The following is a 12,536-nucleotide window of genomic DNA, read 5'->3' on the forward strand; positions in this document are numbered from 1 at the left end:
TTACGTTATCCAATCGACTGACAGACTAATGAGACGTTCAAATCTATGAATCTAAAAATTTATATAAATGGAAGTTTCCAACTCCAATTCTATGATCTATAATAGAACTACTTAGGAAGGGAGGTGCATGATTAACTTCTATGTGAAGGAGGTGCCGCAGTAAACTGAAAGCGATTACAATCAATCTCTTTAACGCAGCTACATTACTCACAGGATGATATTAGCTGCTTACCCCGCAATTCATTACCCAAAACCATTTTAGGAGGAATTATAATATGATACAAACTCGTACATTATTAAACCCTTTCAAAAATGTCCCATTCCTTGCAGCATTCGCAATGACGCTTCTATTGGCTCTTATTTCTGTCGTTTTTGCTGAAAGAGCATCCGCACACGGGTACATTGAATCCCCTAAAAGTCGCTCTTATAAGTGTAATCAACTTATAAACGTAAACTGCGGACAAGTACAGTACAACCCACACGATCTTGAAGGACTAAAAGGCTTCCCTGCTGCTGGACCTGCTGATGGTCAAATTACTAGTGCAGGTAGAGGTACTTACAGTGTACTTAACACACAAACGGCTACACGTTGGGATAAAACAACTATGAGTGGTGGACAAAACACGTTCTCATGGCATCTAACCACTGCACATGCTACGACAGATTGGAAATACTATATCACAAAGAAAAATTGGGATCCAAACCAACCTATTAAGCGTTCTGATCTTGAACTGTTCTGTACGTACAATGATGGCGGCGCGAAACCACCAATGAAAGTAAGCCATACATGTAACGTTCCTACTGACCGCACTGGTTATCATGTCATCCTTGGCACATGGGATGTTTTTGATACGAATAATGCCTTCTACCAAGCTATTGATGTGAACTTGGTTAATAGTTTATCTGCCCTTGAATCATTATCCACACCTGGCAACATTGCTTCTATCGTCCAATCCCTAAATAACGTTGCATGGAACTCCACTAATTCGAATACAACAAGCTACTACGAAGTATTCCGCAACAGTACAGTATAACCTTCACTTCCTGATAACAATCACAACTTTAAACAGCTTCTCCAGCATAAAAAATACATTTCAAATCTATCACAAACAACAAGATAGTTTAAATTATCCTAAGACAAACTGTTAAACGGCCCTAGGGTAAATATTTCGTGCAGCTCAGATGAGCGGCGGGAATAACATAAGTTCTAACGTAACATAAATAACCTTGCTCCTTTGACTAGGGCAAGGTTATTTGATTGCTAACCATTCCATTATCAGAAGCCCGCCTGTGCCCGACAATGTTCCGCAAGCAGTGTAGTAGAATGATTCAAGCGATCTTTTATTTTCCAATGTTTATAAATATGAAGCCCTGGCTTAGAATTGACTTCAAAGAGCCACGCCTTCCCCTTTTGGTCCACTCCGATATCCAACGCAACTTCCCCTACCGGCTGCTTGATGCATTTCGTTACCTGATTCGCTACCTGCAGGCTAAGAGCAAGTATCCCTTTTTCAACCATTGTCGCTTTAGCTCCAAACACAGGCTTCAATACTTCTTGAACAGGCTTGATCCATCCCCCGTGCGTCGTGACATTCTCACTGCCAAAAACATTGGCTCCGATTGCGCTAATCTGCCACTTATGTTTGCCATCTTTAAAGAGGTGTACACGGAAATCAAAGAAATCGTTATTAAACTTGGCTAATTGAACATCTGCCTGCACAAGATAGGCTGCTCGCGTATGTTTCCCTACAACTTCATGATACAGTTTGGAAAGATCTTTGGACGAAGATACCATATATCTCTTATTAAATCGTGCTTCCTTGCTAAAGATCCCATCAACACCTTTTTTAATTTTATAAATTCCTTTTCCTTGCGAGCCTGTAACTGGCTTGAAAAATACCGCCTGATGGCTAGCAAGCAGCTGTGTCACCTGCGTAAGTGTAGGTGCAATCACACTCGCTGGTAGATGAGAGCGAATGGAAGCGTGCTTCATCAAATACTGGTGGATCGTATCTTTTCGAAAAATAAACGGTGGATTAAATAGCGGAATACGCCTCGTGCGTGCTTTCTGAAGAAACTGTCGAACGTGAGGACGCTCATATACCTTGTATGGAACGATACGATTATAAATTACATCCGGTATAGGCAATGCCTGTCTATTCACTCGATTTTCGCCTGTAGTATTTCGTGACAAACTGCGGCCATGAATTAATCCTGTCGACCAGTTCACTTCATTTGGAAGAAACGATACTACAACGTTTGCATGTGAACTCAAATGCCTCAGCATAAGGCCAGAGTGATCCGTAATTCGTGCATAAACAATCCCAATAACAGGCCCAAGCCGTAAACTGCCATTTTGATACTTCATATGCAAGCTCTGTATAGACGGCAGCAATAGTTTCTTCTGCAGCATTCTTGATAATTGAATCGTGCTCGAATTTCCTTCCTTGGCTAAACGAATCACAGCTTTTACACTTCTTCCCCCAACTTGCACAACATACGTCTGTCCGTCTTTTAGGCCCCAACGCGTAAAGAAAGCACTAGGTAACGCAAGTTCGTCAGCGGATTTATTCGTCCACTGGATATGGACACGTGTAGAACGGCTCAAACGATTCACCTCTCCAGCACCATTTAATAAACTAAGTGATTGAACGCATAATTCGATACTTCTTTAGTATTTGAAGGATATAGGCAGCTCGGTGCTTATAGGAATGTCTTGCTACTGCCCGTAAGGCATATTGCTGCATTTCTTTTCGCTTCTTTGGATTATTCAAATAATAGTTCAGCCATTTGAGCGTTTCTTGTTCCGATGATGTCACAATACAGTCCCTGCCCGGCTTGAATCGGCGTCTTACTTCCGGTGTATCAGCTGTAATCAAGCAAGCACCCGATGCCATAATCTCATAGGTACGTTGTGTAAGACGATCTGAGGAGTTCTGTGGACATAGTACAATGTCAGCTGAACTATATACTTTATTTGCTTCCGTATAAGAAAGATAGGGATGGAGCCACTTGCGTGGAATTGACCGCTTGAACATATTTCTTAATTGCTCCCAGTCGTTTCCGTATATGTTCAATGAATAGCCTGCTGCCAAAGAAGGATTGATCATATGTTTAAGGGTCTTGAATCTGAAGTCGTCCGGTTTTCTCGCATAATAAGGCGCATATCCATTCGCAACAAGCGCTATTTTTGTTTTATATTTGGTTTGAACAGCAGTTGGATGATGAACACTTCGATGATGACCGAAATCTAAATGGGCGACTGGAATCTTTCTTTTTTTGTATTTAGAAATGGACGACCGATGAATCGTAAACACAAAGTGCGGCTTTACTCTTCGAATATAAGGCAGAGAAAATCGCTTCATAAATCCAGGATCTTCTGTGGCCCAATAAATATGAGGAACATTGGATTCATTCAAATGTTTGGACAAAAATAGCTGTTTTTCCACCGTATCGTTAGTTGGCGTCCAACCTATCGTTATGATTAATTGCGGGCGGAATGAAGCGATCATACGAGGCAGATTTTCATCTGACGTGCAAGTTGCTACTTGGTGCCCCAGATCACGAAATCCGTTAGGCAGCCCATATTTCCACATCGGATGGTCTTCCACAAATAATATCCGCATGCAATTCCCCCTTCTTGCCTAACAAGAACGTCATAATAACTTTGCTATGAGTATATGCCAACGACTATCACTAGGTTATGGACATTTGCCTTACTGCAATTAGTTCAATTCAGTACTACGATGAAGCCTTACAACAAAAAAAGACTCTTTCATGTTAAAGGATTAACACGAAAGAGCCTCTGTAGAGTGCTTTTTAATCAGAGATATTGAAACCTATACTACCAAATCGCCTTGTTGCGCTTTTCGCTCAATATGAGCCATTCGCAAGAACAATGCCACGGCACCTATAGCCAAGCCCGCAATAAGACCAACCCAATATCCATAAGCCTCAAGTGAGCTAGTCTGAGCGAGCACATATCCTACAGGAAGTCCTACAATCCAATAAGAGCAGAACGCGATAATAAATACCGACTTAACATCCTTGTAGCCGCGCAGTATGCCCTGTACAGGAGCTGCCACAGCATCTGATAACTGGAAGAAGATCGCATATACCATAAATACTTGTGTGAGAGCGATAACTTGCGGATCATTCGAATATAAACGAGCAATGTTCTCATTGAACATAAATAAAAATACCGCACAAAATACAGATAGCGATAACGCAGATAAAATGCCAATGCGAGCATACTGCTTAGCGTCCTGAATACGTTTCGCCCCTACCTCGAATCCAATCACAATCGTCATAGACATCGCAATGCTTAGCGGCAGCATATACAACAAGGAAGCAAAGCTCAGCGCAGATTGATGAGAAGCAATCGTAACGGTATCGTATTTACTCATTAGTAGTGTGACTGCAGAGAAGACACTGACTTCAAAAAAGATCGACAAGCCAATCGGTACTCCTATCATCAGCACCTCTTTCCAATGGGCAAACGATACAGCCTCAAATCGACCAAGCATCCCTAGGGAACGCATCAATTCATTTCGTTTTACTAAAATAACGGCAACAATGAAAATAACGATATAGGTGATAGCCGTTGCTAACCCAGCACCGACTCCGCCTAATCTAGGCATTCCAAATTTACCGAAAATGAAGCAGTAGTTAAGAAATACGTTGATAGGAAAAGACAATAACGTAATAAACATGGTAACACGTGTTTGTCCCAAGCCATCGATACTTGCACGAAGCACCGTATATAAAAACAATGGAATGACACCAATTCCTAACGCGGATAAATATTCTCTAGCTACTCGTGCAACCTCCGCTTCAAGAGTCATTAAATTAAAGATCGGATCGAGCACAAATGCCCCGATTACGATAACAGCTATACCAACGATGACAGACAAGTAAGCGGCTTGAATAAGACTTGATGCAATTTTATCTCTTCTGTCTGCCCCTACATGCTGTGCAACAATCGGAGTTACAGCTAGGAAAATACCACTCAGTCCCGTATACACGGGTACCCATATGCTAACGGCCATAGCAACTCCCGCCAAATGCTCCGTACTAAACTGGCCGGACATGATCGTGTCAAAGAAGCCCATTAACTGCATCGTAACTTGCGTAACTAATATTGGTAATAATATGGAAAGCAATTGTTTAATCTTTTGCTTTCGCGAGTATGTCTGAATCATATGCTGCACCTTTCTTATTTTAAAAAGTCTATATAAATGCTCTACATAGTGTATATGTTTACACATGAAAAAGAAAGAAAATCATAAAAAATCTATGATTTTAGACAGTTAGACCTATTTATTTACAGAACTTCATTACAAAAACATTGCATTCCGTTTGAATATGTAATACTATGACCTACGGTTCAATTCCAGAAATTCACTAATACAATTACTGAAGGGCGGTACTTTACATGCTTTCTCAAAAAAATAGACTCATGTTTCCGTTGAGTCTAATTGTTATATTGTTAAGTATAACAATCCATCTGCTTCATCGTGTTTTTGACATTTTCCAACATCATGGTGTTACTGGTCATATGAATTACGATCTTACGATTGCTGAACGGTATGCAGTGCCTATGAACTTCTTACTAATCATTCCGATTGTTATTTTTGCGATTGCTTATATGCTGTATCGTAAACAATCCTCGCATCCGTACATACCCATGCTGAATACGCTCGTTCTCTGTTTTTCCAGCATATCGATGGTCGCTGGCGGCGGAGGCGCAGTAGAGTACCATTTTTCTATATTTATGGTGTTAGCCATTGTATCTTATTATGAAGAAATCAAGCTCATGCTCACGATGACCCTCCTATTTGCTGCTCAGCATTTACTTGGTTTCTTTCTCATACCTGAACTCGTATTCGGAACATCTTCCTACTCCTTTATGATGCTAGTTATTCATGCGTTCTTTCTAATTGCCACCTCAGCAGCAACGTCCATCCAGATCGTGTCCAAGAATAAAATGACTTCTGAATTAGCACAAATAAACGCAAGACAGCAAGCAGAGTTGACGAAGATGCTGGACATCGTTAAACATATGGCGCATGAACTCGATACAACTTCCACTACCGTCACAAACAAGTCTGAGTATCACATTCAATCGAACGCGGATATGTTGACTTCCTGTGACGAGGTGAGTACAGGGCTGCAAGCTCAGAGCGATTCCGTATCTGCTGTTCATGATAATTTAATGCAGATCAATCATATGATTCAACACACAGCTTCCCTTTCTCAAACGATGACTATACATGCAGGAGCAACTGATCAATTAATAGGAAGCAATATGGAGCATATTCAATCTCTATACGAGCAAGTGGTTTCCTCCTCAGAGACGATACAAGAAGCAGCAATGGCAATGATGACACTCAACAAATCGACGCAACAAGTCCAGTCTATTATTTCGACAATTCAAGATATCGCCAATCGGACCAACTTGTTGGCACTCAATGCTTCGATCGAGGCTGCCCATGCAAAAGAATATGGAAAAGGTTTCTCGGTGGTCGCTTCTGAAATTCGTCAATTGGCAGAACAAAGCGGTGAAGCTACAGCACAAATCCAGCAAATTTTGATGAACATTCGTACACAAAGTTTACAATCTACATCCCAGATGGAAGCTGGCCAATTAGCAGCCACTCAATCTGTACAGCAAGCGGAACAATCGATTTCAAGCTATACACAGATGACGCAATCTGTTAATCAATTAATTTCGCACTTGCATGATTTAAATCAATCTTTAACTCATATTGAACTTCGTTCCAGAGATATCTCGACGGAAATGACGAGCATAGATGCAGTAACAACGAAAAGTGTACATTCTATGGAGCAATTACAGCAATTATCTCATTCGCAATTAGCGGTTACTCATGAAGTAAATAAGGAACTCATACGGTTAAAGGAGCAGTCTCGATCTTTACAGGCACAATTTTAATGATTTTGAAGAAATCAATTACGAATACATATAGAAACATCGAGCAAGTCTACTTAACAACGCTTTAGCTTTTGACGAAATGCACATATAATAATAGACATAATCATATGGATAGGGATACTTGTTAATGGTACAACCTTATTCAACTGAAGGAGCAACAACATGTCTATTCAAAAAATAAAAGACCGCGCTCGATTGGATGAAAAACTCCCGACAATGCCGTGGTTCGTGCAACAATATATCGAATTTAAGCTGCCAGACCTATCGCCCTCTACTCTACTGGAGTATGTACGGGACTATGAAATCTTTTTCAATTGGCTGATTGTTGAAAGAATTAGCCAAGCAGCTGCTTTGCACGAAGTTACACTATTGGAGCTTGAATCGCTTCGCATGGAACATGTCACATCGTTCCGTATTTATCTCACTACATATAAAGAGCAGACGAACAGTAGAATCACGGTATCTAGAAAGCTATCTTCACTCCGTTCCTTGTTCCATTATTTGAGCCAAATTGCAGAGGATGAGAACTTCTACCCGCTGCTGAAGCGCAACATTATGGCGAAGATTGAGATTAAACGTGTAAACAAACCGAAGGACACTGCCGCCAAACTAAAAGGGAAATTACTTGAAGAAGAAGAGCTCGGCGAATTTATCGACTATGTACGTGAAGGCTATGCAGCTGATGTAGCAGACAACAAGCAAGCCTTATATTCACATGAACTCAATGCCGTACGTGATGCCGCTATCGTCAGTCTCATCTTGAATTCTGGCCTTCGTGTAAGCGAAATAGTAAATCTCAATGTCGAGGATATCGATTTGAACAATAGGCTTTTGTATGTATTCCGCAAAGGTAACAATGATGAAACGTTCAAGACACCCGTCTACTTTCGCGAGCGAGCAAAGATGGATCTTGAGCAATACTTCATGCTGCGTTCTACTCGATATCACGCCCCTAAGCAAGAGAAGGGCTATTTCTTAGCAATCAAAAATGGAGAGAAAGTTGGCAAGCGGATGACCAAACGAGCGATGCAGCAAATGATACTGAAATATGCAAAGCTTTTTGGCAAACCAGCCTTAACGATTCACAAGCTGCGTCATTCCTTTGCTACCGATTATTATTTGCAAAATGATATTTACAAGACGAAGGAACAGCTTGGCCACGCCTCTACCGAAACGACCGAAATCTATGCGCATCTAACAGACAAAACCATGTCGGAGGCCATTAATAAATAACGATGTGAATACAGCAAACTCCCCAGCTTTCACTTTTCTCGTGAATATCTGGGGAGTTTTCATTTTGCCAACCGGTACAGCTGACTAGAATACACAACGTATAAGTGAGACTTCACCTAGCTAACCATACTATGTACGCTAGTTTACAAAGCATGAGACAAAGCTTTACGGAAGACATGCCATGCAGCCTCGACGACCTGATCGATCTCATGTTTTTGCAGCTGCTCATAATGAATGCCTGCGATTACGGTAACCGTAGTCCGCAACATCTTTGCCGCTTCCATCGCCATTGGCTCGGACAAGACCGCTTCTTTATGACCAGGCACAACATGCGTCATCGCATACATTTGTGAGGATGAATGTGTAAGAGCAACATCTTGGCTATCACTTGGATCAGGATTTTTACTAGTAATAAAGTCTTTGTGATTAATAGATATCGATATCTCTTTCTCCGCTCGACAAGTATCAGTCGCGTCGCGATTGTGATCTTTTGAAACGCTCTCAACGATCGGCTCAGCATAATAAGCTGTAGACACAGCTCCAATATGATGGTGATGCATATGAGTTCCACCTGACAACCGAATGATATAATCTCGACCATGTTGCATTATTTCACAAGAAATCGTATTTTCCCAACTCTGGTTTACCCTATCTTTATCATTCATGCACTTAAATAATCCCTCTAATTTCATCAAGTGATTGAATATTTTCAAGCTCCATGTAGCTGTTAATGCCTGCTAGCAATTCTTCTCCGGCACGGAGGTTCATAAAATTATACGTTCCAATTTGCACGACGGACGCGCCTGCCATAATAAACTCGATTACATCGGATGCCGATGCAATCCCCCCCATTCCCATGACGGGCACTTCCACTTGTTTCGCCACCTCATGCACCATCCGAAGCGCAATCGGCTTAATAGCCGGGCCGGATAGGCCAGCGTACATATTTTTAAATACACTTGTACGTTGATAAATATCAATCTTCATGCCTGTGAATGTATTCACTAAAGAAATCGCCTCAGCTCCTTCTTCTTCGCACATAACCGCCATGTGAACGATATTTTCCGCATTCGGAGATAACTTTACAGCCAACGGCAGAGATGTCATCTGACGCACTTCACGTACCACTTCTCTCGCTACCTCAGTTTTAATGCCGAATGCTACACCCCCCTCTTTCACATTTGGGCATGAAATATTCAATTCAATCATATCTACCGCACGACGGTTTTGCTTGCGTCTCTCTTCAGCATCTTGTGTAATTTTCATGGCACCAAGTACATATTCTTCTATATTGCTCCCGCCGAGATTAGCAATCTTCACAGGTTCTATTGTCTCCCAAAACGACATTTCTTCTCGCAAAAAGGCATCAATACCTGGATTCTCCAAGCCAATGCTATTCAACATGCCTCCTGATGTCTCCATAAGCCGGGCGCCGCCATTGCCATTGCGCGGATGCAGCGTCAACCCTTTGCAAGAGATACCGCCTAATTTATTAATGTCATACATTTTGTCATACTCTTTACCGAAGCCAAATGTACCTGACGCCATAACAATCGGATTGCGGAAGCGTATCCCAGCAACTTCACAAGCTAAATTCTTCATGCCAGTTGACCTCCTCTGCTAAAAATACAGGACCATCTGTACATACTTTTTTATTCCCGTGTTTACTTGATGTGGAGCATCCATAGCAGGCTCCGATGCCACAGGCCATCCTTTTTTCGAATGAGACATATACCTTTACATCGAGCCCTTCGGTCAAATTAGCAACTGCCTTCATCATTGCATAAGGACCGCATGTATAAACATAATCGTAGCGGGACCATTCAATATGATCTAGAACGTTACCGTTCACACAAATATGCAGTTCATTCGCATATGGCTTATACGCTTCCGTTAAGTACGGCTGATCTCGAAAGCCTAGGAAGATATCCGGTTTATTGTGGAACTGCTTGGCTGTATACAACAGTGGGGCGATCCCGATCCCTCCGCCAATTAATGCAACTCGCCCCGATTCATGCGCAAAACCATTGCCGAAAGGGCCTTCAAGTTGTATGGAATCCCCTTTCCTTAACTTTGCGAACAATCTTGTACCTTCACCAACCACCTTGTACAAAAATTCAATGTGATCATGTTCGACATTGCACACGCTGATCGGCCGCGACAGTATCGGATAGTTCTCCCAAGCTCGAAGCATAAAGAATTGCCCCATTTTCACTTGAAAATGCCCTTTCACTTTCATTACATATATTCCTTCAGCAATACTTTCGTTAGATAGGATTGTATACACGGCTATACTCCTTTGTAAGCATTCGACATCTTAACTATGTCATGACTAGAGAGGATCAACTGTGAAATGAATCACAGTTTGAATCACGGAACATCGAATGTTGACAAAGTGTTCAGAATATTAGCAACAACTGCTACATCACCCAGCCTATTCGTTTACGTAAACCGAGTTCAGGAGTCTGTCCCAAGTAGCTTCCATATACCAAACGGGGTCGCGGGGAACTAGTACAACACATAAGGATGGGTGCTTATGATGGCAATCCGTTATTTCAAAAATATCAGCTTGTCTTAAATATAGAAATACATAAGATCCTGCCACTTGTTTATCCAATATATGAAGTGTATCTTCAATTGGATAATTCCCGCTTTCCTCGGTCCGGACAAATAATATTCGTTTACCGGAAGACATGTCTTGCAGCATTCGCTGAATACGTCGATTCAACTTGGTCATGACTTCAGGATATTGCTTTAGATCGGCAGGCGTATTTTGATAAACATCGAAATCATGGACAGAAGAAACCTGATAATACGTATCCTGTACGATATAATGTGCTTTTTGATAGCTCAGATCGCCAGTAACCTTAAGATGTGCAAGCGACATGAAATCATTAAATTTTGCCTCCAGCAGACGATTTACATCGGGTAAGGATCTAGAGGTCATCCAATCTAATGGGCCACTATTTGGGCGAAGATTACGTGCCTGAAGTTTGAGAGCAGGTAAACAAGATGATCCTAAACTATAAATAGCATCATATCCGCCGCGTACTTGTGCGAGATTCATGACAACACTCTCCCCTATCAATTTATATAGAATATGAAAATGAAAGAGTGTGAGTGTTGGCGTTTGCCGCTTAACTGCCGCCTTTCATAGACTATCTCGAATCAATTGACAACAACTGGAGTAGTGAACGATACACAACAAATGCATATCCCCATTTCTTACAGGACATAACAAGAGAACAGCACTGTTAAGGAAAGGAGGATACATAATATGCGCCGTTTGCTATTCATCATTTTGCTGGGATTAACCTTATCAGGCTGTTCTAACTCACACCAAGCCCGCCATGATGCTGTATCAACTGCTCAAGATCTAAAAGCGCCAGACACAGCTTTACAGCAGTATAAGCCCGAGGCTTACATCGAACAACAAAATCATTATGTTCCAACCCTTCCGAATGCAGAATCAAAAACTTCAATTAGTAAGGAAAGAAATAAGCCGTTACCAAAAGCCACTACAGAAGCAAAAGTAGCTAAACAATCTGAAAAACAAGTTGCTTTAAATCAAACGGCACAACAAAAAACTCGTTCTACGAAGCAACGAGCAAGACACCAGATTCAAATGAAACAACGGGCCAGCAAAAGATTGACAATCGCTCAGCTGCACAATAAATATCCACAACTATTTAAGCTAAGAGGGAGTTCCAAAACCGGCAATAAGGTTGCACTCACCTTTGATGATGTACCTGACCAGACCATTACACCCGTTATACTCGATATTTTAAAACAAGAAAATATTAAGGCGACATTTTTCCTAGTGGGATACCGAGCAGAACGCAATCCTAGCATCGTTAAGCGCATGGTCGATGAAGGTCATATTATCGGCAACCATACGTACAATCACCCGTTGCTGACTCGTCAAGATTTGCCCAAATTTATTCGCCAACTTAGACAAACAGAAAACATCATTGATGAAATAACCGGTTACAAGCCACGGTATTTTCGTCCTCCTTTTGGAGAAATCACAGAAGAACAGCTCCAATGGGCCGGCAAACACGGTTATATGGTCGTAAATTGGGATGTAGATTCTAATGATTGGCGAGGAATACCAGCTGTGGTTATGGAGAACAATATTATTAACGATGTTGTACCGGGATCTATTGTTCTTCAACATGCGGGCGGCGCAGGCAAGAAAGGTTATTTAGACAATACGGTTAAGGCTTTGCCTTCCATCATTAAACGTCTTAAGACGCGTCAATATGAGTTTGTAACTATTCCTGAATTATTAAATGGTTCAAAAGATAAAGACTAACTTATAAAGGATCAATCGCCATATTAGGTATTGGTC

General features: G+C 41.4%; 11 protein-coding genes. 4 read left to right on the forward strand and 7 right to left on the reverse strand.

Features of this window, described 5'->3' with window-relative positions:
• Positions 1–275 precede the first annotated feature (275 nt).
• Positions 276–1,034, forward strand: coding sequence for a lytic polysaccharide monooxygenase (locus tag NQ117_RS03485; RefSeq protein ID WP_258276613.1), 759 nt, complete (start codon positions 276–278; stop codon positions 1,032–1,034).
• Positions 1,035–1,276: 242 nt separating this feature from the next.
• Here NQ117_RS03485 and NQ117_RS03490 read toward each other — a convergent pair whose 3' ends face one another.
• The 3 genes from NQ117_RS03490 to NQ117_RS03500 form a co-directional block, all read right to left on the reverse strand.
• On the reverse strand, positions 1,277–2,608 hold the full coding sequence (locus tag NQ117_RS03490) for a YheC/YheD family endospore coat-associated protein (protein ID WP_258276614.1): 1,332 nt from the start codon (positions 2,606–2,608) through the stop codon (positions 1,277–1,279).
• A 31-nt stretch (positions 2,609–2,639) separates the two neighbouring features.
• Complete coding sequence (locus NQ117_RS03495; RefSeq protein WP_258276615.1) at positions 2,640–3,626, reverse strand: CgeB family protein; 987 nt, start codon at positions 3,624–3,626, stop codon at positions 2,640–2,642.
• Between the two features lie 213 nt (positions 3,627–3,839).
• Positions 3,840–5,201, reverse strand: coding sequence for an MATE family efflux transporter (locus NQ117_RS03500; protein WP_258276616.1), 1,362 nt, complete (start codon positions 5,199–5,201; stop codon positions 3,840–3,842).
• A gap of 356 nt (positions 5,202–5,557) precedes the next feature.
• On the opposite strand from NQ117_RS03500, the gene NQ117_RS03505 reads away from it, so the two are divergent.
• Positions 5,558–6,952: a methyl-accepting chemotaxis protein gene (locus NQ117_RS03505; RefSeq protein WP_258276617.1), complete on the forward strand. Its 1,395-nt coding sequence runs from the start codon at positions 5,558–5,560 to the stop codon at positions 6,950–6,952.
• Positions 6,953–7,114: 162 nt separating this feature from the next.
• A complete protein-coding gene (gene xerS / locus NQ117_RS03510; RefSeq protein WP_258276618.1) occupies positions 7,115–8,185 on the forward strand; it encodes a tyrosine recombinase XerS in 1,071 nt (356 codons plus the stop codon).
• 143 nt (positions 8,186–8,328) lie between these two features.
• Here the strand turns inward: xerS and lpdD are convergent, their stop codons facing one another.
• From lpdD to NQ117_RS03530, 4 genes are all read right to left on the reverse strand, one after another.
• Positions 8,329–8,745, reverse strand: coding sequence for a prenylated flavin chaperone LpdD (gene lpdD / locus NQ117_RS03515; protein WP_258276619.1), 417 nt, complete (start codon positions 8,743–8,745; stop codon positions 8,329–8,331).
• A 109-nt stretch (positions 8,746–8,854) separates the two neighbouring features.
• Positions 8,855–9,787, reverse strand: a complete 933-nt coding sequence (locus NQ117_RS03520; protein WP_258276620.1) for a dihydroorotate dehydrogenase — start codon at positions 9,785–9,787, stop codon at positions 8,855–8,857.
• Complete coding sequence (locus NQ117_RS03525) at positions 9,768–10,472, reverse strand: dihydroorotate dehydrogenase electron transfer subunit (RefSeq protein WP_258276621.1); 705 nt, start codon at positions 10,470–10,472, stop codon at positions 9,768–9,770. Before NQ117_RS03525 ends, NQ117_RS03520 begins: the two co-directional genes overlap by 20 nt.
• A gap of 147 nt (positions 10,473–10,619) precedes the next feature.
• Positions 10,620–11,252 carry a papain-like cysteine peptidase gene (locus tag NQ117_RS03530; protein WP_258276622.1) on the reverse strand — a complete coding sequence of 211 codons (633 nt, stop codon included), beginning with the start codon at positions 11,250–11,252 and terminating at the stop codon, positions 10,620–10,622.
• Between the two features lie 210 nt (positions 11,253–11,462).
• Here NQ117_RS03530 and NQ117_RS03535 point away from each other — a divergent pair, with 210 nt between their 5' ends.
• Complete coding sequence (locus tag NQ117_RS03535; protein ID WP_258276623.1) at positions 11,463–12,500, forward strand: polysaccharide deacetylase family protein; 1,038 nt, start codon at positions 11,463–11,465, stop codon at positions 12,498–12,500.
• The last annotated feature ends 36 nt before the right edge of the window (positions 12,501–12,536 follow it).

The sequence above is a fragment of the Paenibacillus sp. SC116 genome (assembly GCF_024733555.1).
Lineage (GTDB): Bacteria > Bacillota > Bacilli > Paenibacillales > Paenibacillaceae > Paenibacillus_B.

What these genes read in the sequence shown, in the direction of transcription:
- NQ117_RS03485 (WP_258276613.1), top strand. Translation starts at nt 276, where the DNA reads ATGATACAAACTCGTACATTATTAAACCCTTTCAAAAATGTCCCATTC.
- NQ117_RS03495 (WP_258276615.1), bottom strand. Translation starts at nt 3,626, where the DNA reads ATGCGGATATTATTTGTGGAAGACCATCCGATGTGGAAATATGGGCTG.
- NQ117_RS03500 (WP_258276616.1), bottom strand. Translation starts at nt 5,201, where the DNA reads ATGATTCAGACATACTCGCGAAAGCAAAAGATTAAACAATTGCTTTCC.
- NQ117_RS03505 (WP_258276617.1), top strand. Translation starts at nt 5,558, where the DNA reads ATGAATTACGATCTTACGATTGCTGAACGGTATGCAGTGCCTATGAAC.
- xerS (WP_258276618.1), top strand. Translation starts at nt 7,115, where the DNA reads ATGTCTATTCAAAAAATAAAAGACCGCGCTCGATTGGATGAAAAACTC.
- lpdD (WP_258276619.1), bottom strand. Translation starts at nt 8,745, where the DNA reads ATGCATCACCATCATATTGGAGCTGTGTCTACAGCTTATTATGCTGAG.
- NQ117_RS03520 (WP_258276620.1), bottom strand. Translation starts at nt 9,787, where the DNA reads ATGAAGAATTTAGCTTGTGAAGTTGCTGGGATACGCTTCCGCAATCCG.
- NQ117_RS03530 (WP_258276622.1), bottom strand. Translation starts at nt 11,252, where the DNA reads ATGAATCTCGCACAAGTACGCGGCGGATATGATGCTATTTATAGTTTA.
- NQ117_RS03535 (WP_258276623.1), top strand. Translation starts at nt 11,463, where the DNA reads ATGCGCCGTTTGCTATTCATCATTTTGCTGGGATTAACCTTATCAGGC.